Here is a 23,981-nt window from a genome sequence, read left to right as displayed (position 1 = left end):
CGGTTTATTTTAAAGGCTCAAGTACTGTAGTATAATCATCTATTATTGCGTTAAAAAGCAGCTCCATATCAACCTTATTATGGTGTCCGTGGTTATTGATGCTAATGGTATTATTACCAATAGCATTAGATGCAGTGTATAATACCCCATCTTTATTGGCATTACCGGAAGTACTGAAAAGTAAGCGCTCGCCAATATCATCCAGACTCTTATTCAGTACAATTTCTTTTTTATGAAGGACAAGTAAGGTATCAATCAAACTGTCGAGATCCCTTACCTGATGCGTAGATATGATCATACAGCGGTCTTCTGTAATTGAAGAAGCCATAATTCTTCTGAACTGGACTTTTGAAGGAATATCAAGTCCGTTTGTAGGCTCATCCATAATCAGCAATGAGGTATTGGAGGCCAGACCAAAAGTGATCATTACTTTTTTCTGCTGTCCAAACGACAACTGGTTTAAATTAGCATCAGGGCTAACATCAAACTCAGCCAGTACTTTATAGAATTGGGCATGATCAAATTTTGGGTAAAAATGAGCAGTGCGGCGAACAAATTCTTTACCCGAAAGCGATGGCAATTCCATCTCTTCCGGAATAAAAAACAATTCTTGTAAAAATGAAGGTAAGCGCTTTGCCGCATTATGGCCATTTACCTTGCAGACACCTTCTGTTGGAAATACCAGACCCGCAATGTTTTTAAGTAAGGTTGATTTACCAGCTCCATTTTTCCCTAACAAGCCATAGATATGGCCAGCTTCCAGATTAAGGTTAAGATTCCAAAATAATAGAGGCTTTTTACTGTATCCAAAACTAAGATTTGTTAATTCGATCATAGCGTTATAAATTAAGTAGTACTGTATTACATGTGTAGTACAGTGCAAATGTAAATATAGTATTTACATTTCCAAATTAATTCGAAATAATTTTCAATCGGATAATTCATGTAATTAGCCATTTAGTCTATTTCTTATATTAGCTACCTAACTTAATTTAGCTATTTAAAAATCATAAAACAGATAATGTAAAACTTATGAAGAAGCATATAATTATAACTTTTTTAATGACTTTGGCTTTTAATTGCTGTATTGCCCAGCTATTGATTCCGTCTACAAAGCCCAATTCGGCTCAGCAGGCTATGATTAAAAGAGGTTACGGTATGTTTATCCATTTTGGTATTAATACTTTTAACAACACTGAATGGTCTGATGGAACTTTGCCACTAGAGAGTTATAACCCTACAAATCTTGACCCTGACCAATGGGTACTTACTGCAAAAAAGGCCGGGTTTAGATATGTATTGCTGGTTACCAAGCATCATGATGGCTTCTGTTTATGGGATAGTAAGTATACAACTTACGATGTGGCTTCATCACCGGTAAAAATGGATATTGTAAAAGCTGTATCGGATGCCTGCAAAAAATATGGAATCCAGTTTGCTGTTTATTATTCATTATGGGACAGGAAAGAGCCATCATATAAGGATAAAGACCCTCAAAAATACATTGACTATATGCTTAACCAGTTAACCGAATTGTTTACTAATTATGGTTCAATTGGTGAATTATGGCTGGATGGCGGATGGGATAAAAAGCCATCAGACTGGGGTATTGATCAGGTTTATGGTTTGGTTAAAAGATATAATCCTAATTGTGCTGTGAGTGTAAACCATACCATAGTAAATGAGGAGGGAAAACGTAACTATACCCCTCCGGCAAATATGACTGTTGACAATAAGTTTTTCTTTCAATATTTCCCTTCTGATTTTCGTTTGTGGGATCCGGAATTAGCTGCAAAATCAGATAAGAAACAATACCTGCACAATGGTAAATCATACTACCTTCCTTTTGAGCATACCATTTGCATTAGTAAAAGATTGAATTGGTTTGAAAAATCGGAGCCATTGCCAACCAGAGATCTAGATGAATTGGAAGAATTGTTTTACTGGAGCACAGACAATGATAATTGCCTGGTAATGAATGTACCTCCTGACCAAACCGGACGCATACGAGAGTATGTGGCCAACACTGCAATAAACCTGGGTAAAAGACTTGGCTTATCTTTAAATAAACCTCTACCTCGGAACGGTAAATTTATTTCGGTGGATAAGCCTGTTTCTGCAAATAGTGTTTGGGATGATAAAAACAACCAATATGCGGGCAATGCGATTAATGATGGCAAAATGAATAGTCGCTGGGCAGCTAAAGATACATTGGCTGCTATTGAAATGGAGCTAAATCCCTCCGAATCATTTAATAAAATCAGCATTTTTGAATATCAGGACACTAAAAGGTTGCCCGATGGTTTTTCTCAGATAAGAGTTCCGCGCATACAAAAATATAGCATTGATATTATGCAGAATGGACAATGGCAAACCATTTACCTTTCTGATGAGCCTATGGGAGATTGTAAGGTGATTAGATTGCCTTTGAGCTATAATACCGGCAAACTGCGGCTTAAGGTGCTAAAAGCTACTGCCCCACCCTCAATTTATGAATTGAGTGTAATTAATATGCCCGCAAAAATTTAATAAAAAAATTCATCAGATTGTCTTGTACTAAAAATGGTTATTTTCAGTACAAGACAATTTAGACTCTACTTATTGTAAATATCTATTGCATTTTCCAACTTCTGTTTCGCTGAGTGAGTTTTTAGGTAACCCCCTGTTATTAATCCTAACCCCAAGGCCCCTAAACCAACCCCTATAGTAAAACTAGATGTCGAGTAAGCATTTTTTTTACCCATGTAAACAGCAAATGCCCCTGCAATAGACGCAGCCCCGGCCACATAAAGGGATGTGGATACAATTTTACTTCTTCTGTAAGCAGCAAGCATATCCATACTCTGCGGATTATTGGCCATATCTCTGTTCAGATTAGCATAATTTAATTTCTTCAAATCGGCATAGCCTATATTGTAATACATGTTGGTGTTAATTGATTGCGTGGGTGCATAATATGTTTCTGGGACATGGTACGGATCGTAGGCAAAGGGAGGATACGATAGTGGTCTTTCCTGAAAAACATTGATCCGTCCTTCAATAATTCGCTCTGCAAATTCTCCTGTACGCATAATTCCCATTTTTCTGGTGTTCGCAAAAAAACCATCTCTACTATTAAAAAATTTCACTTGCCCTATTGGAACACTTCTGGAGTCGACTAGAATTCGTAAGTTCCCTGAAAAGTCGGGCCGTAGTTTAATGTCTTTGGCATAAATAATAGAGTCAGAATAGAGGTATAAAAAGTTCCTGGATTCGCGCATCTGTGCACGAGCGCTCAGGCCATAGCAAGCCATTGCGATAATAAGTAATTTTTTCATATCGGTTAAATTTGTGTGTACCTAATATTACACAAATTCTGGCCCAAAATTGAATTGTAAACAACAAAATACACGAATAAATTAGTGCTCGTTTTTTGCTCTGATGAGTATAAATTATACTATCTTACTCCGGTTTTTTTAACGCTTAATTATGAAACGTACCCTTACCCTACTCCTACTATCCAGCATCAATTTTCTGGCTATAGCACAAGAGAATAATAAACCTGTAGATGCCCGTTTACAGGGCATTGACACCTTACTAAATAAAGTTTTAAAAGATCAGAATATAGCAGGCTTTTCCGTAGCAGTTGTAGATGGCGATAAGGTAATTTACAGCAAAGGTTTTGGCTACCGGGATGTAGAGAACAAAAAGCCGGTAACGCCAAATACTCTTTTTTCGATAGGCTCTAGCAGTAAAGCATTTACTTCGGCATTATTAGGGATATTGCAAAAGGAAGGAAAACTTTCTCTTGATGGTAATGCGGTATCATACCTGCCACAGTTACGTTTCTTTAATGACAATATGAATAACCAGATTACCGTGCGGGACATGATGACTCATAGAACGGGCTTGTCTCGTTATGACGCCTCGTGGTATATATTTAACACCAGTAATCGTGATAGTATTATTAACAGAGTGAGGTACATGGAACCAAATGCCGGACTGCGCGAGAAGTGGCAGTACAACAATTATATGTTTTTGGCGCAAGGTATGATCGCAGAAAAGCTGACCGGTAAAACCTGGGAACAGAACATAAAGGAAAGGTTCTTTTTACCTTTAGATATGAAACGTTCAAATACTTCAATAACCGAATTCCAAAAGGATCCTGATGCCTCCCTTCCCTATCAGCTGGATGGAGATGTTATTAAAAAAATGGACTATTATAATATTGATGGCATGGGGCCGGCTGGCAGCATAAATAGTAGTGCAAATGACATAGCAAACTGGATAAAAGTATGGATATCTGGCGGGCATTATAACGGAAAAGAAATTATATCTTCTGATTATATCGCCCAGGCGGCAAGTCCACAGATGGTTATGGGTGGTGGGCTACCTGGATCAGAAACTGACATTTACATGTCCAGCTACGGCTTAGGCTGGATGATTAGCTCGTACAGAGGACATTACATGGTTGAGCATGGAGGAAATATTGATGGTTTTAGTGCGAGTGTTTCCTTTTTTCCGACAGATAAGCTTGGGGTTGTTGTATTAACAAATCAAAACACGTCTGCAGTTCCATCTATTGTGTTAAATAGTATTGCCGATAGGTTGTTTAAATTAAAGCCTATCGACTGGAACAATAAGACAATGGAAGCCAGAAGAATAGCTAAAGAGAAAAGTGCCGGCATTAAAAAAGAGGCCGATTTAAAACAAATTCTAAATACAAAACCATCTCATTCATTAAAAGAATACACTGGGGCGTTTACTAATCCCGGATACGGATTATTGGATATTTTCGGTAAAAATGACTCCCTATTTGTAAAAGCCGGAAAGTATACTGCATGGTTAAAGCATTATCATTATGATGTGTTTGAGTGGAGGGAGATTAACAAGGATGGGAAACCAGACACCTCCAGAAGTAACATTAAATTTAATTTTCTGACCAGTACTGATGGCAAAATAGAAAGTTTATCCGCCTCGTTCGAACCTGGCATGAAACCGCCGGTTTTTACCTTAAAACCTAAAGTGGTTAATGTAGACATGAAAACGCTTGAGCAGTATGTTGGCGAGTATACTCTTGGAACTATGCAGGTTAAGGTATCAGTTAGAAATAAGGTATTGTATGTATTTGTACCTGGCCAACAGGATTACGAAACAGTTGCTCTAGATGATTACAACTTTAACTTAAAAGCTCTGAATGGCTATAGTGTTAGATTTGAGGTAAAAGGCAAGGAAAAGGCTGAAAGTGTGCTGTTCATCCAGCCTAATGGAACTTTTAAAGCGAGCAGAAAAAACAAATAGATTTCAATGAGATGAAGCCCTCCATTTCTGAGGCGTTACATTGTACTCCTGCTTAAATACTCTTGCAAAATAGCCAGGATCCTCATAGCCACAATCCATAGCAACTGACGCAATGCTATTTGAAGGATCCTGCAATAATTCTTTTGCTTTTTTAAGTCTGATCATCCTAATAAATTTATTAGGAGAACATCCTGTAAGTGCATCGAGTTTTCGGTGCAGCTGCGAGTGGCTCATAAAAACAAGCTTACTTAACTTTTCAACCGTAAAACTTACATCTGTTAAGTTTTGCTCTACAGATTCCCTAACTCTTTTTACAAAGCCATCTTCTATTGCTTGTCCGTGTACTTTATCAGGCATAATCATGTACTCCATCAGCGTACCTACATGTATTCCGGCTTTCCTGAGGTAATGCTGTTGCAGATTTTTACGCATTTCCAGAAGCTTTTTTATTCTTACCAATAATTCCTTTTTATTGAATGGCTTTTCCAGATATACATCTGCACCATGCTGCAAGCCATCTATTTTACTGCCAATATCGGCTTTTGCTGTTAGCATAATGATAGGGATATGGCTGGTATTTTCGGTGTAACGTAATTTGGCGGTGAGCTCAAAGCCATCCATAATTGGCATCATAACATCGGTAATAATTAAATCGGGAGTCATTTCTGTAGCAATATCAAAACCTTCTCCCCCATCTTTGCCTACAACCAGCCTATATTCAGACAGGCAAGATGCGGTATAAGCAACTACGTCGGCATTGTCTTCAACCAATAGTATTAAAGGAACATTTGTATGATTTTCTTCATCAACTATTACAGGTAGGGCAATACTTGGTACCGGATCGGTTGAGGAGATTTGGTAATCATTATCAACATTAAATACATCTTCAGTTATGGTATCCACTTTCTTTAAAGGAAGCGACACGGTAAACTCACTACCTGTGAGTGCCCCTTTAGGTGGGCTTTTTACAGTAATATCTCCACCCATAAGCTTAACCAGTTCTTTAGTTAGAGCCAGGCCAATACCAGTACCTTCCATTTTACGGGTATGACTGTTGTCTAACTGATAGAAACGATCAAAAACATATTGTAATTGATCTGCAGGAATACCAATACCTGTATCTTTTACCTTAATAATTAGCGCAGAGCTGCCAATATTGGCTACTTGCATATTTTCGGCTACACTGATATAAATATTTCCTTTTTCGGGAGTGAACTTAATGGCATTCGAGAGCAGATTGGAAACAATCTGTCTTAATTTCTCCAGGTCATTCTCCATGTACAGTGTATCAATATCCGTTAGAAAATGTAGTTGCTTTTGCTGACTCTCTGCCAACGAATGAAAGGATTCCACTACATACCGTAAAAAATGAATAACATCACCATTTGACAATTGTAACTTCATTTTTCCGGTTTCAAGCTTAGAGAGATCCAGCATTTGATTTACCAGGTTCAGCAAACTGCGACCATTACGCACAATCATATCCATACGGTTCTCGAAAAGTTCCCCGGGTTTTTCTATTACCTGCTGGGCCATCCCAAGTATAACGGTAATTGGTGTGCGAAATTCATGAGTAATATTGGTATATAATTGCGTTTTAATAGAGTCTAACTCTTTCATTCTTTTGGCTTCCAACTGCTCGTAGTTTAATTGCGATTGCAGTTTTGCCTTATTTATATTGAATTTAAGATACCTTCTGATAGACAGTGCAACAATTAAAGCATAGGCTAAATAAGCCCACCAGCTTAACCACCATGGGGGCAGCACCTGTATTTTTAATTGAGCTATTTTAGTACTCCATATTCCCTGGCTATTGCTGCCCTGAACCTTAAAGGTATAATTACCGGCGGGCAAATGCAGATAAGTTGCCGAACGACGGGTGCCACTCTCAACCCACTCCTTATCTATCCCTACAAGTTGGTAGCGATACTTGTTCTGCTGTGGTGCTGTAAAATCGAGTGATGAAAATTCAAGGGTAACAACGTCTTGTAAATAACTGAGTGTAATAGATCTTGTATTTTCAATGGTTTCCTTTAACACTTTTGTTTGATCATAAGGCACAAGTATTTTATTCCCGATCTGAATGCTGGTAATAAAGACGTTGGGTGTAAAACTGGCATCAAGAACTTTCTGCGGATTAAAAATATTAATACCGTTTACACCTCCAAATGCAAGATCGCCATTGTCTAATTTACAAATTGCATTGGTATTAAACTCATCAGCCTGTAATCCATCGCTGGTATTGAATATTCTAAAATCGGCCCCTGCATTATTCTCCTTTTTGGCGGCAAGCATACAGAATAATCCGCGGTTGGTACTTCCCCAAATATTTCCAGCTTTATCGGTTAGCGTGCCATACACTACATCATTAGGTAGTCCTTCTTTGCTTGTGTAATGAACGAAATTACCGGTTGATTTTTGCATCCGGTTTAAGCCACCACCTTTGGTACTAACCCATAGATAATTGGGATTAACAGGGTCATCCATAAACCATGACACGTAATTATAGCTTAATGAATTTCCATTTCCAGGTATGTTTTTAAACCATTTCATCTTAGGCCCGGTAGCATCACCGGCAAATTGGAGTCGGGCAAAACCATGTTCGGTAGCTAACCAGAAAATACCCTTCGTATCTTCGTAAAAAGCAGTAGTTTGGGTAAGTGCCGAAGTGCCGGTATATTGTTTAATGTTTATTGAAAACTTTAATAGTTTGCCCGTATTTGGATCAATTCTTGCCAGTGTACCATTAGCTCCGCAAAGCCATACACGATGACTGCGGTCTTCAATTATAGGTTGAAGCTGCTCGGTAGGTGTTACATTTACTTGTTGAGCGTAAGTTGCCATCAATTTCCTATCAGCATTATACCTGAATAGCTTACCAATGCCATTCCAATATACCCAATAGTCTCCTTTTTTGGTTTTCAGTACGTTTGTATGTGCATTAAATATGAAGGGTTTAACTGGATTAATGATCTCCTTTCCTGCTGAGTTTATTAATTTTGCATCCCTCCACCCTTGCACATAAATCATATCAGTATCCCAAATTGTTAGCCGCTGTACACTCAGGCTTGGCAGGATGTGATTAAAGCGATTATTCCGAATGCGAAATTTGTAAATGCCATGCCCCATTGTTCCTACCCATAACACGCCTGACCGATCTAACAACAGACACCTAATATTTTGATCCTTAACATTAGTTTTTAAATTGCGGGCGTAGACATCCTTCATGCTATCACCAACTTTTATTCCAGTGAAATCGTAATGATTACAACCAGACGCCCCCATTTTGAGGGGAAAGCGGTTACCAATAATTAACTCACCTTTTCTGCCTTTACCAATCATATTAGCATTCAATTGGCCCAAGGAATCAATTAATTCTTCACGAATAGGTGGTATAATAAAGGGATCTAATCCCTGACTAAATTTTGCTGAGATAAATCTGCCTGTTTTTTCGATAAGGTTGGTAAAATGCTTTCCATCATATAAAGGTGATAAACCGAGGGTAGATGGATTAAAAATATAGATACTATAATCTGTAAAACCGACCCAAATAAACCCCTTGTCATCTTTCCCTATCGAGAAAACCGTTCGGTTTTCTGGGACCCTCAATGTAATTATTGCTAATTTACCAGCATCTGACAGTGAAATAATGCTAAGTCTACCTCCATCCGGGTAAAGCAATATCTTGCCATCAGGCAATTCAGCCATGGCAGATACGATACGATTACTGGAAAGGCCTAAAGAATTACCGGATTTTTGAACAATCCGGAAAAAGTGCCCTGTTTTTTTATTGTACACATTCACACCTCCATCATAGGTACCTACCCAAAGCCTGCCTTTACTGTCTTCCAGCAAATTGCTGGTAGAATTGCTACTGATTGAATTGTCATCCTGCGGATCTGTTGTGAATGTTTTAAAAGTGTATCCATCATACCTATTGAGCCCACCTTTTGTTGCTATCCAGATAAAGCCTTCTTTATCTTGCAACATATCATTAATGAGTCCCTGAGAGAGTCCTTGTGTGGTTGAGATGAGCTCAAATCCAGAATTTGTTTGCGCGGAAACAGGGCTTCTGAAAACAGAAACAACCAAAAATAGAAAAGTTAAAAGAGTTTGAGGCTTAGACATTTGACTATAAAGATAGCCTGCTTTCTCTTTTTTCTGTGTGAAAGAAGTATACAATTTTACACTTTTAGATAAGAATGCTGAATTTATCCTGTTGATGCACAATTTGTCCGATAAAAAAGCTGAAAATATAGCATTAAAGGCTGAAAAATTCCTCACAAAGAGACCATTTACTTCGGAACTTTAGCAGATCAATTAAGTCTGCTCATGCTAGCTTCATGACCATTAAAAACTAAGTATCATGAAAACCACAATACTACTCCTTTTAACTGCAAACTGCTTTTGGGGTTGTGATCAAACATCAAAATTTCCTGAATCGTTTACAGAAAACTCCATTGATACTGCCTGGAAAATCAAAACGGATAATACAAAGATGATAGTGGTGGATGGCAAGTACAACATATGGACAAAAAAAGTTGGCGAAGGTAAAATCAAGGTATTGCTATTACCTGGAGAACCAGGGTTTACCCAGGACTACTTTGAGTGCTTTGAAGAATTTTTGCCAAAAGAAGGGATTGAATTTTATTATTATGACCAATTGGGCACTGGCAATTCGGATATCCCTACCGACTCTGTGCTTTTAAACACCTCACGTTTTGTTGAAGAAATAGAACATGTAAGAAAGGGACTTAAACTGGATAACTTTTACATACTAGGACATTTTTGGGGTGGTGTGTTGGCAATGGAATATTTACAGAAGTATCAAAACCATGTAAAAGCTGCAATACTTTCGAGCATGACTGCTGGGGTTAAAAGCTATGCTCCTTACTCAGGGCAACTAAAGAAAAAAACTTTTACTGAACAGGACATAAAAACTTATGATTCATTAGACAGGTTAAAGCTCCATGATTCTCCCGAATACCAGGATCTGTTAGTAAACAAATTATACGCCTGGAACAGGTTGCCAAATATAAAGGTCCCTACACTTGTTATTGGTGGGATGTACGAAGAAAGAAATCCGGAAGATATAAAGAAGGAAGGAAAACTTATTCCTAATAGCCGAACTTATTTGTGCCCCGATGGAAGTCATTTAAGTATATATGACGACCAACAAAACTATTTTTCAAACCTTGTTGCGTTTTTAAAGGATGTTGAAAACAATAAGTTTGTTGCTGATAAGAAATAAGTTATCCGACTATTAAAAAAGCTTTTCTTGTGGTGGTTTTACTCCTGCCAAACGAAGATAAACTGTTGTTTGCCCTCTGTGGTGTGCTTGATGTTCAAAGGCCTTAGCCAGAGCCATTCTTTTGGTCATATCGAACCTCCCAAACAATTTGGTTGTTTCATCCAGCTGTGCTTCTGTCATCTTTTTGATATTTTCGATCACAAAATCATAACTACCAAGAACTAATTTGGTCACATTAGCTTTGGATTTATCGCTGGTTTTTTCCAATTCACCCTGACCAAACGGACTTTTAGTCCCTGTAGCTGCTGAAGTAAAACCATAATTGGCATCTGACAGATGCAATACCTGCTCTGCAAAAGATCGCATTTCTGGGGTAGGTTTTAAGGCATATCCACTTTCAGGCATAGCATCAAGATATTCCTGAGTATAGGCTTTTGACCTTTCCCATTCTTTTACCATATCCGTTACTGTTACTTGTGCCTTTACTAATTGACTGCCTGCTATTAAACATAGTGCAATTACTAAACTTTTAAGTTTCATATTTTTATATTTTAAATGACAATACTAATTTACAAGTAATTCTGTTTATAAGAACAGGTTAAAATAGACATTATCTCGGGCTGATTTGGACGTACAATTATTTATCAGGCAATGAAAATGCTATATAAACGTCACTTGATTTCCCACCCCACTTTGATCCTCCACAAGCAATTGCAACATATTGTTTTCCATTTACAGTATAAACTGCCGGAGTGGCAACACCCGGTGCAGGTAAATCAGTTTCTAGCAGAATCTTTCCGGTTTTTTTATTAATAGCTCTAAATTTGCCATCTGCAGTGGCACCTATAAATATTAATCCTCCAGCAGTTACTACCGGGCCACCATAATTTTCCCGTCCGGTTGGTGGCACTCCTTTTTTCTTTAGTTCTTCAAATTCCCCAAGCGGAATTTTCCACACATACTTACCAGTATTCAGATTAATGGCATTAAGGGTACCCCAAGGTGGGCTGATAGCAGGATAACCTTCTTTAGTCAGGAATTTATTATAACCTGTTGAGCCATAAGAAGGCTTTGGGGGTTTCTGCAAATTGTTTTTTAGTTCCGAAGGTCCATTATAAGTCTTTACCTGCTCATTCTTTAAATCCAGAATAAATGATCCAATGGCTACTTTCTCTTCTTTTGTAATATGACCAAATCCGGGCATCATTCTTCTTCCTGTTGAAAGCAACTCGATAAATTGCGGCAGGTTATATTTCTTTCCTGCACCAATAATTGATGGATAATCTCCTGCCCCTAAGCGTTCAGGGCCATGGCATACCATGCAGTGTTTGTTGTATAATGCTGCCCCCGCTTCCAGATTTGTTCTGACAACAGACTTAGGTTGTTGATTTTCTACCAGATTTAATACCCAGGCCATCTCGTTAGCGTTTACATAAAGTATGTTTGTCTCTGGATCAAAAGCTGGGCCTCCCCATTCTCCACCGCCATCATAGCCTGGAAAAATAATGGTTCCTTCTTTAGTTGGGGGAGTGTAAATTCCCTCCGACCGATACATTTTAAAACGCTTTTTAATATCCTGATAGGAAGAATCGCTAACCAGTGTATTTAGATCTTTTTCTGTCAGAATTTGCCTGGCAAAGGGTTTAGGCAGGACAGGAAAAGGCTGTGTGGTCCAAAGCTTCTCTCCTTTGATTGATGTGTTTGTGGATACTTTTCTTTCAACAATTGGATAAAGTGGTTTTCCTGTAGTTCTTTCAAAAACAAAAATAAGTCCTGTTTTTGTTGTCTGGGTAACCGCATCTATTTTCTTACCTTTTTGCATAACAGTAGTCAATATCGGCGGACTTGAAAGATCCATGTCCCATACATCGTGATGGACTGTTTGAAAATGCCACTTTAATTTCCCACTTAAGGCATCTATTGCAAGCACACAATTTCCATAAAGCCCCTTTCCTAAACGATCTCCGCCATAGAAATCATTAGTTGGATTACCTGTGCCTGCAAAGAGTATTCCTCGTTTCTCATCTAAAGTAAATCCAGACCAACTATTAGTTGAGCCCATATCCTTGTATGCTTTTTTATCCTCCCAGGTTTCATATCCGGGTTCTCCCGGTTTAGGAATTGTATGAAAAATCCATTTTTGCAGCCCGGTTTTAACATCAAACGCCCTGATATGTCCTGGCGTTTGTTCTCCAACATAGCCACTTAAAAAAAATAAATTCTTATAAATCATTAAAGGAGAGGTGGGGGCAACGAAAGCTTTGCTTTCATCAATTCCTAAACCCTTTCGCAAATCCACTCCACCACATTTCCCAAAGCTATTAACGAGCTTTCCATTTATTGCATTTACAGAGAAAACAATTGGTCCAACGGAGTAAATGATCCTCTTGTCATTACCCTCTTCCCAATAAGTCACACCCCTGTTCATATTTACACTGTTACGATACCAGGTTTTATTACCAATGGAGTCTGCCGGATTAAAAGACCACTTTCTTTTGCCCGTTGCGGCATCAATAGCAAATAATTTTAGTTTCGGAGATACGCCATACATCACTCCATCAATCACAATTGGATTACACTGAATGGGGCCAAATTTGGCGCTATCATTGCTTTCTGAATGGTATATCCAGGCAACTTGTAAACGATTTACGTTGAGCGTATCAATTTGTTTCAGACTTGAATATTTAATATTTCCTTTGCTCCCTCCTGTTACCTTCCAGTGTCCGTACTTATCAATTGTATCAGCATAATTTGCAAAATTTGTTTTAAAGGATGAAATAGTTTCAATTTTATCACTTTTATAAGATAGGAATACACCTAAAAAAACGAGTAATCCAAAGAAAACCGTCCTGCCTCCCTTATTGTGCTTCATAATGTATAGCAATTGATTTAATAGTATCAGATTTCAATATAAATTGTGTCTCCCTAATATACTGTAAAAAATCATTATTGAAGCTTTAGTCATTAGGTACGCTATGCTTTTGAACTGCGGTTAATGTTGAATGAGAATTATTATATTGCAAAATGAATAATAATACAAGAGTTTATAAAATGTCTTTTGCAGGTGTTTACCCGCATTACATTCAAAAGGCAGAGAAAAAGGGACGCACTAAAGATGAAGTTGATGAAATCATATTCTGGCTTACAGGATATGATAAACACACCTTGCAATATCATCTTGATAACAAAACTGATTTTGAAAACTTTTTTGCCATGGCACCCCAAATAAATCCAAATGTTTCAAAAATTACCGGTGTAATCTGTGGTTATCGTGTAGAAGAAATTGAAGACCAACTAATACAAAAGGTGCGTTATCTGGATAAATTGATTGATGAATTGGCTAAAGGAAAAGCAATGGCTAAGATTTTAAGGAGTTAACTGGTTAATAAGCTCCTCAATGATTTCTACTCCACTCACTCCAGCTACCCACATACAGTTTGGGAATTTCTAAACCGGCATAATCCATAGCTAAAAGTGTATGGCAGGCAGTTACACCAGAACCACAGTGCACAATTACATTTTCATTTTTATAATCAGATAAAGCATTTGAATATTTTTCCTCTAATATTTCCGGAGCTAAAAAAGCTCCGTTTGCATCCAGGTTCTCAGTAAATGGAATATTTATAGCACCAGGGATATGACCGGCAATTAAATCAATTGGTTCAGTTAAACCCGCATAGCGATTTGCATCACGTACATCGATTACTACGTGGTTATCGCTTTTAGCCGCAATTTCAACTTCATCCATTTCTGCCAATGGTAATTTCCATTCGGCTATTTGATAAGGCTCTGATGCTTTAGCATACGGAACCTCAGAATTCACGACATATCCCACTTCAATTGCCGCATTATATCCTCCATTTAAAACCTGAACCTTTTGGTGCCCTATTGATTTTAGCATCCACCAAAATCTGGCAGCAGCATTTGATCCATTTTTATCATCGTAAACAATTATATGGCTATCCTTTGTAATTCCATGCTTTGCTAAAACTTCGGCAAAATGTTCAAAAGTAGGTAAAGGATGTCTACCACCCACAGCAAAATCTTTAATATCAGCCAGATCAGTATTTAAATCCAAATAAAAAGCGCCATCCAAATGCTGCGCATCATACCTTGCTTTAGATCCGGCACTCACATCAAATAAGATAAAATCATTTTTACTTAGTAAAAGTAATTCCTGCGGTTGTATTATAGATGATAATTTCATAGTCTTTTAAAATTGTGAATATATGAAATCTACCTCAACATTACCTTTGGAAAAGTAATTGTAAAAGTTGAGCCCTGCTTAACCGCAGATGCGACTTTAATATCGATATTATGATATAATGCAATACTTTTAACTATCGAAAGCCCTAGCCCGTAGCCTACATTTTCAGATAAATTAGCTTTTCTGAACCGATCAAAAATAAAGTCAATATCCTCGCTGGCAATGCCAATTCCTGTATCTTTAATGAAGATCTGATATTCACCTTGCTTATTAAATGCCTCAGTAATAGTAACACTACCTTGTTCAACATTATATTTAATTGCATTATTTATTAAATTGTAAAACAGTTGAAAAAGTAAGTCATGATTCACATTTTTGAGGGTAATCTGATTTTTAACATCAATGTTCAGTGTAAGACTCTTATCTTCCAGCCTATGACTAATTTCCTCATTTATATCAGCAAGTAAATCAATCAGTTTAACAGAGGCCAGCTTTACAAACTGATCATTCTCAATCCTGGAAATGAACAGTAAAGAAGAAGATATTTTCTTTAACCGATCAAGCGTTTTCATCATTCCTACAATTCGCAATGCAACATCTTCAGTAGTCTGATCATCGGCAAGCAGATTTTCCATCTTATTTTGGAGGATACTTATGGGTGTCATCAACTCGTGTGATGCATTGGCAGTAAATTCCCGTTCTTTCTCAAAGTCTATATTGATCTGATCCATCAAACTAATCAGTGACTCGTCCAGGTATTTAAAATCCTGAGTGGTGGTTTTTATAGGTTCGCGTTGATCCTTAAATGGAAATTTACGATTTACCAGTTTACTTTCTATAATTTTCCCAAGCGGTCTTATTAAAACCCTGGTAAATACGAGGTCTATTATGATTGTTAATGCTATTAAACCCATTAGCACATACAGCGCAATACGTTGCAGGGGCTTATTATATTCATTGATGCTGCCTACTGTTTTTCCTATCTCCAGCAGGTAGTTTTTATCTTTAATTTTAAAAGTATGACTAAGCACGCGATAACTCAATGTATCCCGTTCAATAATACGTCTTACAGTTTTTATGGTATCAATAAGTAACCCGGGTGCAGCAGGTTCAAGAGCAATATATTCTTGTTTAAGCATAGTATAACCCCCGTAACTATCATCACCTTGTAGATAATATTCCATACCATTTTTATGTACATCATTAATCACCTTTTTCTGCTGATCTCTTAAGGAGTAATTCGTATATTCTGAAGCAATCCTTGCAACTAAAAAAGGCATAGAAAGCACAAATAACAGCACTACAGCTAGTTTAGATCCGGTAATGAAGTAAATAAGTTTGGCAGATAATTTCACGTTTAATTTTTTATTCTATAGCCTACGCCACGAACAGTTTCAAGCCACTCGGTAGGCGCACATGAATTTAACTTTTTTCTGATGTTTTTAATATGAGCATCAATATAATTCGAATCATAATCATCATCGGCAAAAGTTCCCCAGATATGTTCACTGAGCTGCATTCTTGTTAAAACCCGATTCTTATGTAAAAACAGATAACTTAACAAATCATATTCCTTACGCGACAGTTCAATCTGCTGATCTTTGTATTGCACAAGTCTTTTTTGAACATCAATACTAAACTCTCCCAGAGGAATAGCTTCTTCCTTTACATTAAATTTACGACGGGCAATAGCTTGCATTCTTGATTGAAGTTCAAGCAATGAAAAAGGTTTTGCTAAATAATCATCAGCTCCAAGATCTAGTCCTGTTATCCTATCTTCAAGATTACCACGGGCCGTTAAAATAATATATGCCGCTTCAGGGTTATACTTTTTTGCTTTTGGCAGCAACGACAATCCATCACCATCCGGCAAACCAAGATCTAACAGGATAAAATCATAGCTGTTCATTTCAATTTTTTCTAAACCCTGGGCTACAGTATGTGCCAGATCGCACAGATAAAAAGCCTTTTTTAAAAAGGTTTCCATTTCGTAGGCTAACGTTTTTTCATCTTCAACTATAAGTACTTTCATTTTTGCAATTGAAATTAAAATTGATAATAAAAACCAAGGCTAATAAAAGATTGCTGCCGCTTAGCTTCAGTAATGGCATTTGCACCTAACACAGAAAACTGATAGCTAACTTCGGCCATATAATTTGCTCTGCTATAACTTAATGGTATTTTAAAATTATACGATAAAAGCTCGAAACTTGTTGCCGGCAAAGTAGTAGTGATGGTGCTATTGCCGTTACCGTTTCCATTCCCTTTACCATTATTCTTTTTGTTCTTCTGCTCCGTATAGGTTTTTAAAAAGTGTTGTGTACCTGCTACTATTTCGATGGATGGCTCTATTGATATTTGATTTTTCTGGTTAAATAGCGTACCAAGCTCTATCAGTTTCGAGTTAGTTAGGCCAGTAAAAAGATCACTTTCCTGTCCAAAAGCATAATCTACTGATAAAGAACTTTTAAACCATGGCCAATAATAATCAGTTGTTAGATTCACATTATTCTCATTTGATGCTTGAAGCAGCGGAGAATTTTTAGGATAAAAAGACCTGCTATAGCCAATTCCCGCAGTAAATCTTTCACTAAAATCATGATCATACCCAATGCCCAAATCAGTTTCAGAAATACCCGACCCTACATTTAAAAGCTTATAAGAACCTGCTGAAAAATAAAGGCTAACAGGCAACCTTACAGTTACATTGGCCAACACATAGGGCAGCTTTTCAGCTGTTGTTTGACCATAGTAATTAACATTATTACTGTATAAAGCAGCTGCAGTTATAGTAGTTTTTTTTGTTTTTGTTGAGTCAGTATCATTTTGAGCTCTAACCTTTATACTAAACAAGCAAATAATTACACCAAGGGATAGTACTCTCATACTGGCTAGTGTTTTTTAATTTTGGGGCGATTTATTTTTATGGGTTTAACATCGGGCCTCCCTTTGGGTTTAACAACTTCTGGTTTTGGTTGTTTTCTTGATTTTGGCACCTCCTTCACATCTGGTCTTTGTCTGTCGCCTTTTGAACGATCTGCCTGTTCAGATTTACCTTTTTTTTTCTGATAATAAAATTTCAAAAATGAGGCCCCTGTAGTATTAGATACTGCAGGCGAAACAAGTAAAAACATAACTATAGTTACTGTTAGTAAGCGTCTGACCATTGTTTGAAAATATATTGAAATGCTCATCATGTAAATATAAAGAAAGTTTGCCTCTTTCGAGACAAACTTTCAGCCCTCCTAAAACATATTCATGTTCATCTGCGCCACTCAATATCTATTTCAAAGTTGATTATGCAACATGAAATTCAGATGAAATTTGAAAAAAAATTAAAAAAATTGAAATATCTTTTGAATTTCATGTTGTTTTCATGTTCAGGATTGAGCTTTGAGTTATTAAATGAGAAACTAAAGACTCTACTATTATGAAAAACAAAACAATTTATGCAACTCTGATAGCCTTGGTTATTGCAATAACCGCGTTTACAGGTTGCAAAAAGGACACTCAGACATCTGGAACTACAAAGGTAGAGATCAGGATGACTGATGCTCCGGGAGATTTTGATGCTATCAATTTAAACGTAAAACAGGTTATTCTGGTTTCAGGTGGCAAACCTTATACTTTTGAAGTTGATCATGGAATATTTAATATCCTTGATTTCCGCATCGGAACAAGTAGTCCGGATATTTTAGTGGCTTCTGGTGATATGCCGTCTGGCGAGATCAACGAGATCAGACTTGTACTTTACGACAATAACACCATTGTTGTAGATGGCAAGGTACAGGACTTAAAAACACCTAGTGCACAAAGCTCTGGATGGAAGGTAAAACTTACTGAAAATCCGGAATTGGTACCTGGAGTTACTTACACCCTGCTTCTGGATTTTGATGCAGCAAAATCTATTGTTGCAACAGGAAATGGAAAGTACATACTAAAACCTGTTGTTAGAGGTATTACCGCCGCAACATCTGGTTTAATTTCAGGTACTGTGCTACCAATTGGAAGTCACCCTGAGGTTTTGGTTATTAACGGAACTGATACTGTAGGAACCGTAACCGATATGATTACAGGTAAGTTTACTGTTGGAGGGTTAGCCACAGGAAATTATACTGTAAAAATATTACCTGTTGAGGGTTTTGCAGAAACTACAATCCCGAATGTTGCTGTTACTGTTGGACAGAATACCAGCATAGGTATAGTTACACTGCAATAATCATCATCACCATTTTTTAACACACAAATAAAACATCAGGTTATGAAAAAGTTAGTATTTTTAGCATTACTTGGGGCAATTGGGTTATTGCCAAACAAGTCGAACGCTCAGGTTAGCCTTAGCGTAAACATAGGTTCTCAGCCTGCGTGGGGGCCTTCAGGTTATGATCATGCAGATTATTATTATATGCCTGATATCGAAAGTTATTATTACGTTCCTACCAGACAGTTTATTTACTTAAGCAATGGAAACTGGACTTTCTCTGCGGGCTTACCACCAAGGTACAGAGATTATGATTTGTACAATGGATATAAAGTTGTAATTAACTCGCCTGAGCCATATCGTTATTATAGAGAGCACAGAGTAAGATATGCCAGATACAGATCATATCATTCTCAACCGGTTCGTTACAGTCGTGAGGTTCGTTACGTAGATAGAGGTTATGACAGACACGATTCTTACAAGTATAAAAAATACAAAGACAATGACAGAGGCTGGAAAGGCGATCGCGGCCATGGTAAAGGTCATGGCAATGGCAATGGCCGTGGACACGGAAGACATTAGAATTCCATTTTTTTAGTTGAAAGGCTTTGAACCGGATGGTTCAAAGCCTTTTTTATTTAGTTAAACATTTCTCAAAAATGCTAATCTGGTTGATTATTTTGCTAAATGTAGATAGTAGAATTCACTCAATTATTACTCAATTGCATATCCACTATTAACAATAAACACTTATAACATCTACAAAATGAGCCAAAACAAAAATATATTAAATGTATTTTATCTTACTCTAATAGGCTTGTGCCTGTTTATCTACACAGTTATAACTTCTTTTAAAAATGATACACTGTGGAACTCCAGGTTTCTTACCATAAACAAGGATAGCAGTATTACCTACGTTCCTGACGAAAAAGGAAATATCATCCCTGATTTTAGTAATGTAGGATACCATCATGGATTCTCACAAATCCCCAATATAAAAGTCGTTAAAATTGTTAATCCCTTACAAGGCGATGCGGGTAAAGTAATTCAGCAGGCCATTGATGAGGTTGCAGCTATTGCGCCAGATAAAGATGGTTATAGGGGTGCCATATTACTTAAAAAAGGCAGCTATCTTATTGCAGCAAATATATCCATACAAACAGGTGGCATCGTTTTACGCGGAGAAGGAGAAGATACAAAACTCATTGCAACCGGAAAAGGACAACGATCTTTAATTAAAGTAAGTGGACAAGGAAAGATTACAGAGTTAAAAAACAGCAGAGTAAAAATCACAGACGATTATGTACCTACAGGTGCAAAATCATTTAATATTACCTCAGCCAAAGCCTTAAAAAAAGGCGACCGTATAATTGTTTTCAGACCAGGTACCGATAACTGGATTCATGATTTAAAAATGGATCAGATCATTGCCAGAGAAGGAACAAAACAATGGACAGCAAAAGAATACAATCTTAGTTACGAACGACAAATAACAGCTATTGAGGGCAACAAAGTTTTTATAGATAATCCTATCGTTATGTCAATGGATAAAAAATATGGCGGTGGCGAGGTATTTAAATATACATATGCAGGTAGATTAGCTGAAAATGGTATAGAGAATATGCGCTTTGAATCAGAATTTATCAGTGATACAGACGAAGATCATGCCTGGGTTGCTGTTGAATTTGATCACATTGAAAATGGTTGGGTAAGAAATGTAAGCGCTTATTATTTTGGGAACTCTTGTGTGAGTCTTAGGCAGGGAGCTAAAAACATAACAGTAACTGGTTCAAAATGCTTTGATGCAAAATCTATCATTACGGGAGGCAGAAGGTATTCCTTTAACAACGAAGGCCAGCAAAACCTTTTCATAAACCTTGAAACTACTGAAGGGCGTCATGATTATGTTACCGGAGCCCGTGTTAACGGGCCTAATGTTTTTTACAACTGTAAATCAAGAAAAACCCATGCTGATATTGGCCCACACCATAGATGGGCAAGCGGAACATTATACGACAATATAGACACCGATGGCGAGATCAACGTACAGGATCGTGGTAATTGGGGTAGCGGCCATGGTTGGGCTGGTGTAACACAGGTATTATGGAATTGCAAGGCATCGGGTGCGGCAGTACAAAACCCCTGGGTTTCAGGAAAAAACTATGTAATTGGTTTACGAGGAAAACAATTAAAAGGTAGGTTGGATGGTAAAGAAAATGGTGAATGGGAGGGCAATGATAAAACTGGCCTCCAACCATCCTCCTTATACGAAGCACAATTGAAGGCCAGAAAAAACTAAGAAGTTACCCTCACTCAATAATTTTCTTACTATTGATGCGGCTTGAATACAAAATTAAAGTGTTTTCGCTTTTGCCAAACAGGTCCAATAGAATCCAATTTTGATGTAAATACCTCTGGAAGCTTATCCAGCCTGGCTCCGTTTGTGAATTTATTGTTCTTAAGTTTAACAACTACAGTAGTATCATACCATTTTATGGCAGCATTTGCAGGTATTATTACATTATCAGCAAAAGTGGTATTTAATGCAGGCAGGTTCCTTTCAGGATTATAGCCCGCACCAACTGCAAACGGCTCTTTACAAGCCACGATTTTATTGTTGGTTATGATGGCATTTTTAACTTGCCAATGGCTTGTTAAAACAGGATTAGGTAAGCCAGCCATTACTGAAATTGCAGCACTTACACCCGTCCCCGTTAAGCCGTAGAAATAGTTGTCGTGTACTTTATGGTCCTCTCCTATTATCCTCACACCTCCGGTCCCTTCCCTAAAGTTGCCAATAAAATAGTTACCATATACATCAGATCCATTTCCATGGCGCAAAGTTAAAGTAGCCCTGGTTTCATAAAACAGGTTATTACGGATGGTATTCTTGCATGATTTGACAGACACGGCTTCTAACTCACCATCGCAATGGTCAAAGATGTTATCCTCTACTATAGTATACGAATCGTGAAAAGACCAGGTGCTGGTACCTATCCTTATTGTTTCTCCGCCATTTCTCCCGAGCTCAGGTCTGGGGCCGAAATAATTATGATCTATTTTATGATAATTCGGCTTATCCGTAAGCCATACTACCAGCGTAACTCCCTGATGGTTCTTGCCTTGTAACATACAATGATCTACACGGTTATTAAATCCATTCAGAGACACCCATCTGTAATCAGCCTTACCATTTGGGTTATTAAAATTAACAACTGAAGTATTTGTTAGCCTGCACCACGTTGATTTAGGGCTGAACTGGATCACGTCGCCATGTTCAATAAATCCATCTGTAAATGAAAGCCCGTCGGCAATAAGCCATGTACCATCTATTACCAGCGTTGAATTTCCGCTAAGTATAGTTTTACCGGGGAATTCAACACCAAGGGTAATTGGTTTTTCTTTTGTCCCTTTACCTTTAAAAATCAGTTGCTGATCTTTCCATAGCTCGCCTAGCATAATTACCTTATCACCGGATTTTAAACTCAGTGTGTTAAGTTCATTTGCATTCTTTATTTTATAATCTTTTGCATGTAATACTGCCTTTGTGCTACATAAAAGCACAAAGGCAATAAGGATGACCTTGTTCATTATCTTTAATCTAAAGCACCGGTTTTCATTTCTTTTTTAGGAATGTCATGAACCTGATTTTCTATGATTCCTTTAAACTCTACTTTAATTACACTGGCAACAGCATCGGGGGCCTTTGATGGCAAACTAATTTCCAGATCATTGTTTGATGTATTTGTTTTAAGCTTCGTTTTTGTAGCCAGTAAAGTAGCAGAGACCACTTTGTTTGTGATATTCGGAATACTTATTTTTTGATCAGCAGGCCAGTCGAACACCGTAAAATAAAGGGTAGTACCATTACTCGTTTGCTTTTTTGTGCAACGCCCCCACAACAATGGATTTAGCGGACTTGACTTGGTGCTATAAATGGCCTCGCTGTTTACCTTCATCCACTTTTCTATTGCCTTTAGCCTGTCAATACTTTCCTGAGGGAATGTTCCATCGGGTTTAGGCCCTATGTTCAACAGGTAGTTCCCACCTTTTGAAGCTATATCCACAAGATTTCTAATAAGAGTTTCGCTCGATTTCCATTTCTGATCTGATGTTCTAAAGCCCCAGGTCCCATTCATTGTCATACAGGTTTCCCAGTCCATTCCATCCAATTCAGCCTGGTTTGGTATTTTTTGTTCCGGAGTTTTTGTATCTCCTGGAAAGTTCGGACGCTTTAAACGGTCGTTGGTAATTATCTGAGGCTGTGTTTTTAGTGCAGCCTGTAATTTTAACGCCGCTTCATCTGTCATATTTGTAGGGGTATCCCACCAAAGTACAGCAATATCACCATAATTGGTCATCAGCTCTTTAACCTGAGGTACCGCCACATCATCAATATATTGGTCAAAAGATTTGGTTTCCTGTGCAGGGTCCCAATGGCCATGATGTGCAGCTGTGTAAGCATCAATTTTTGCCGAGTCGGGATTTAACCACCCCTCGTTCATTACTTTTCTTGCTGCCGACCCACCAGGATTATTCCAGTCCTGTGCCTGCGAATAATAAAAGCCCAGTTTAATACCCTGCTTTTTACAAGCTTCGGCTAGGGGTTTTAACAGATCTTTGCCATATGGAGTAGCATCGGCTATATCCCATTTGCTGGCTTTTGAGTTAAATAAGGCAAAGCCGTCATGATGTTTAGCGGTAATAATAATATATTTCATACCTGCATCTTTAGCCATCTTTACCCATGCATCCGGATCATATTTTACAGGATTAAAACTTTTGGCCATTTCCTGATATTCGGCAACAGGGATTTTAGAACGATTCATAATCCATTCGGCACCACCCCTACGCTGCTCATGCCCTTTATAAACACCTGCAAATTGGGCATAAACTCCCCAGTGAATGAACATCCCGAACTTAGCCTCCCGCCACCATTTCATCCGTTCATCTTTAGACATCTGTTTTTGACTATAGCCTGTCTGAAACAGAAAAAGAAGCGCCAATGGTATTAAGAATAGTATTTTACGCATGTTATATTT

The 23,981-nt window shown here is 37.7% G+C and carries 19 protein-coding genes; 7 read left to right on the top strand and 12 right to left on the bottom strand.

From position 1 onward, the window contains the following. Window positions 1-4 precede the first annotated feature (4 nt). Window positions 5-835, bottom strand: a complete 831-nt coding sequence (locus CPT03_RS04585) for an ATP-binding cassette domain-containing protein (RefSeq protein ID WP_099437739.1) — start codon at window positions 833-835, stop codon at window positions 5-7. 197 nt (window positions 836-1,032) lie between these two features. Here CPT03_RS04585 and CPT03_RS04580 point away from each other — a divergent pair, with 197 nt between their 5' ends. Continuing rightward, window positions 1,033-2,529, top strand: a complete 1,497-nt coding sequence (locus CPT03_RS04580) for an alpha-L-fucosidase (protein WP_099437738.1) — start codon at window positions 1,033-1,035, stop codon at window positions 2,527-2,529. Window positions 2,530-2,594: 65 nt separating this feature from the next. Here CPT03_RS04580 and CPT03_RS04575 read toward each other — a convergent pair whose 3' ends face one another. Beyond that, complete coding sequence (locus CPT03_RS04575) at window positions 2,595-3,317, bottom strand: hypothetical protein (RefSeq protein ID WP_099437737.1); 723 nt, start codon at window positions 3,315-3,317, stop codon at window positions 2,595-2,597. 151 nt (window positions 3,318-3,468) lie between these two features. On the opposite strand from CPT03_RS04575, the gene CPT03_RS04570 reads away from it, so the two are divergent. Continuing rightward, window positions 3,469-5,280 carry a serine hydrolase gene (locus tag CPT03_RS04570; protein ID WP_099437736.1) on the top strand — a complete coding sequence of 604 codons (1,812 nt, stop codon included), beginning with the start codon at window positions 3,469-3,471 and terminating at the stop codon, window positions 5,278-5,280. Between the two features lie 3 nt (window positions 5,281-5,283). Here CPT03_RS04570 and CPT03_RS04565 read toward each other — a convergent pair whose 3' ends face one another. Beyond that, window positions 5,284-9,408, bottom strand: coding sequence for an ATP-binding protein (locus tag CPT03_RS04565; protein WP_157766354.1), 4,125 nt, complete (start codon window positions 9,406-9,408; stop codon window positions 5,284-5,286). A 238-nt stretch (window positions 9,409-9,646) separates the two neighbouring features. Between CPT03_RS04565 and CPT03_RS04560 the strand changes: the two genes are divergently transcribed. Then, window positions 9,647-10,531, top strand: a complete 885-nt coding sequence (locus tag CPT03_RS04560) for an alpha/beta fold hydrolase (protein ID WP_099437734.1) — start codon at window positions 9,647-9,649, stop codon at window positions 10,529-10,531. A gap of 12 nt (window positions 10,532-10,543) precedes the next feature. On the opposite strand, the gene CPT03_RS04555 is transcribed toward CPT03_RS04560, so the two are convergent. Both CPT03_RS04555 and CPT03_RS04550 read right to left on the bottom strand, forming a co-directional pair. Then, window positions 10,544-11,071 carry a DinB family protein gene (locus tag CPT03_RS04555; protein ID WP_099437733.1) on the bottom strand — a complete coding sequence of 176 codons (528 nt, stop codon included), beginning with the start codon at window positions 11,069-11,071 and terminating at the stop codon, window positions 10,544-10,546. A gap of 97 nt (window positions 11,072-11,168) precedes the next feature. Then, window positions 11,169-13,403, bottom strand: coding sequence for a PQQ-binding-like beta-propeller repeat protein (locus tag CPT03_RS04550; RefSeq protein WP_099437732.1), 2,235 nt, complete (start codon window positions 13,401-13,403; stop codon window positions 11,169-11,171). Between the two features lie 152 nt (window positions 13,404-13,555). Here CPT03_RS04550 and CPT03_RS04545 point away from each other — a divergent pair, with 152 nt between their 5' ends. Next, complete coding sequence (locus tag CPT03_RS04545) at window positions 13,556-13,909, top strand: DUF2200 domain-containing protein (protein WP_099437731.1); 354 nt, start codon at window positions 13,556-13,558, stop codon at window positions 13,907-13,909. 16 nt (window positions 13,910-13,925) lie between these two features. On the opposite strand, the gene CPT03_RS04540 is transcribed toward CPT03_RS04545, so the two are convergent. From CPT03_RS04540 to CPT03_RS04520, 5 genes are read right to left on the bottom strand one after another with little or no spacing between them, the layout of a single operon-like run. Beyond that, window positions 13,926-14,738, bottom strand: coding sequence for a sulfurtransferase (locus tag CPT03_RS04540; RefSeq protein WP_099437730.1), 813 nt, complete (start codon window positions 14,736-14,738; stop codon window positions 13,926-13,928). Window positions 14,739-14,767: 29 nt separating this feature from the next. After that, complete coding sequence (locus CPT03_RS04535; RefSeq protein ID WP_099437729.1) at window positions 14,768-16,093, bottom strand: sensor histidine kinase; 1,326 nt, start codon at window positions 16,091-16,093, stop codon at window positions 14,768-14,770. A 2-nt stretch (window positions 16,094-16,095) separates the two neighbouring features. Next, window positions 16,096-16,770, bottom strand: a complete 675-nt coding sequence (locus CPT03_RS04530) for a response regulator transcription factor (protein WP_099437728.1) — start codon at window positions 16,768-16,770, stop codon at window positions 16,096-16,098. Window positions 16,771-16,784: 14 nt separating this feature from the next. Continuing rightward, complete coding sequence (locus tag CPT03_RS04525) at window positions 16,785-17,624, bottom strand: hypothetical protein (RefSeq protein ID WP_245869974.1); 840 nt, start codon at window positions 17,622-17,624, stop codon at window positions 16,785-16,787. A gap of 5 nt (window positions 17,625-17,629) precedes the next feature. Then, the gene (locus tag CPT03_RS04520) at window positions 17,630-17,905 is read right to left on the bottom strand and encodes a hypothetical protein (RefSeq protein WP_157766353.1); all 276 of its coding nucleotides are present in this window, start codon (window positions 17,903-17,905) and stop codon (window positions 17,630-17,632) included. A 263-nt stretch (window positions 17,906-18,168) separates the two neighbouring features. On the opposite strand from CPT03_RS04520, the gene CPT03_RS04515 reads away from it, so the two are divergent. The 3 genes from CPT03_RS04515 (at window position 18,169) to CPT03_RS04505 (ending at window position 21,238) form a co-directional block, all read left to right on the top strand. Continuing rightward, entirely contained in the window at window positions 18,169-18,957 is a 789-nt protein-coding gene (locus tag CPT03_RS04515; RefSeq protein ID WP_099437726.1) for a DUF4382 domain-containing protein, read from the top strand. A gap of 42 nt (window positions 18,958-18,999) precedes the next feature. Beyond that, on the top strand, window positions 19,000-19,521 hold the full coding sequence (locus CPT03_RS04510) for a hypothetical protein (RefSeq protein WP_099437725.1): 522 nt from the start codon (window positions 19,000-19,002) through the stop codon (window positions 19,519-19,521). Window positions 19,522-19,705: 184 nt separating this feature from the next. After that, window positions 19,706-21,238: a hypothetical protein gene (locus CPT03_RS04505; protein ID WP_245869973.1), complete on the top strand. Its 1,533-nt coding sequence runs from the start codon at window positions 19,706-19,708 to the stop codon at window positions 21,236-21,238. Window positions 21,239-21,267: 29 nt separating this feature from the next. Here CPT03_RS04505 and CPT03_RS04500 read toward each other — a convergent pair whose 3' ends face one another. Continuing rightward, window positions 21,268-22,530: a polysaccharide lyase 6 family protein gene (locus CPT03_RS04500; protein ID WP_099437724.1), complete on the bottom strand. Its 1,263-nt coding sequence runs from the start codon at window positions 22,528-22,530 to the stop codon at window positions 21,268-21,270. Between the two features lie 5 nt (window positions 22,531-22,535). Next, on the bottom strand, window positions 22,536-23,972 hold the full coding sequence (locus CPT03_RS04495; RefSeq protein ID WP_099437723.1) for an alpha-L-fucosidase: 1,437 nt from the start codon (window positions 23,970-23,972) through the stop codon (window positions 22,536-22,538). Window positions 23,973-23,981: the final 9 nt, after the last annotated feature.

The organism is Pedobacter ginsengisoli, from assembly GCF_002736205.1.
Classification (GTDB): domain Bacteria; phylum Bacteroidota; class Bacteroidia; order Sphingobacteriales; family Sphingobacteriaceae; genus Pedobacter; species Pedobacter ginsengisoli_A.
The sequence above is the reverse complement of the archived record's forward strand: the minus strand, read 5'-3'. Positions and strand labels throughout refer to the sequence as shown.

Bases quoted from the DNA above. Each gene is read 5' to 3' on its own strand.
- CPT03_RS04560 (WP_099437734.1), top strand. From the start codon at position 9,647: ATGAAAACCACAATACTACTCCTTTTAACTGCAAACTGCTTTTGGGGT.
- CPT03_RS04585 (WP_099437739.1), bottom strand. From the start codon at position 835: ATGATCGAATTAACAAATCTTAGTTTTGGATACAGTAAAAAGCCTCTA.
- CPT03_RS04565 (WP_157766354.1), bottom strand. From the start codon at position 9,408: ATGTCTAAGCCTCAAACTCTTTTAACTTTTCTATTTTTGGTTGTTTCT.
- CPT03_RS04500 (WP_099437724.1), bottom strand. From the start codon at position 22,530: ATGAACAAGGTCATCCTTATTGCCTTTGTGCTTTTATGTAGCACAAAG.
- CPT03_RS04505 (WP_245869973.1), top strand. From the start codon at position 19,706: ATGAGCCAAAACAAAAATATATTAAATGTATTTTATCTTACTCTAATA.
- CPT03_RS04550 (WP_099437732.1), bottom strand. From the start codon at position 13,403: ATGAAGCACAATAAGGGAGGCAGGACGGTTTTCTTTGGATTACTCGTT.
- CPT03_RS04575 (WP_099437737.1), bottom strand. From the start codon at position 3,317: ATGAAAAAATTACTTATTATCGCAATGGCTTGCTATGGCCTGAGCGCT.
- CPT03_RS04510 (WP_099437725.1), top strand. From the start codon at position 19,000: ATGAAAAAGTTAGTATTTTTAGCATTACTTGGGGCAATTGGGTTATTG.
- CPT03_RS04520 (WP_157766353.1), bottom strand. From the start codon at position 17,905: ATGGTCAGACGCTTACTAACAGTAACTATAGTTATGTTTTTACTTGTT.
- CPT03_RS04570 (WP_099437736.1), top strand. From the start codon at position 3,469: ATGAAACGTACCCTTACCCTACTCCTACTATCCAGCATCAATTTTCTG.
- CPT03_RS04545 (WP_099437731.1), top strand. From the start codon at position 13,556: ATGAATAATAATACAAGAGTTTATAAAATGTCTTTTGCAGGTGTTTAC.
- CPT03_RS04515 (WP_099437726.1), top strand. From the start codon at position 18,169: ATGAAAAACAAAACAATTTATGCAACTCTGATAGCCTTGGTTATTGCA.
- CPT03_RS04525 (WP_245869974.1), bottom strand. From the start codon at position 17,624: ATGAGAGTACTATCCCTTGGTGTAATTATTTGCTTGTTTAGTATAAAG.
- CPT03_RS04530 (WP_099437728.1), bottom strand. From the start codon at position 16,770: ATGAAAGTACTTATAGTTGAAGATGAAAAAACGTTAGCCTACGAAATG.
- CPT03_RS04495 (WP_099437723.1), bottom strand. From the start codon at position 23,972: ATGCGTAAAATACTATTCTTAATACCATTGGCGCTTCTTTTTCTGTTT.
- CPT03_RS04580 (WP_099437738.1), top strand. From the start codon at position 1,033: ATGAAGAAGCATATAATTATAACTTTTTTAATGACTTTGGCTTTTAAT.
- CPT03_RS04555 (WP_099437733.1), bottom strand. From the start codon at position 11,071: ATGAAACTTAAAAGTTTAGTAATTGCACTATGTTTAATAGCAGGCAGT.
- CPT03_RS04540 (WP_099437730.1), bottom strand. From the start codon at position 14,738: ATGAAATTATCATCTATAATACAACCGCAGGAATTACTTTTACTAAGT.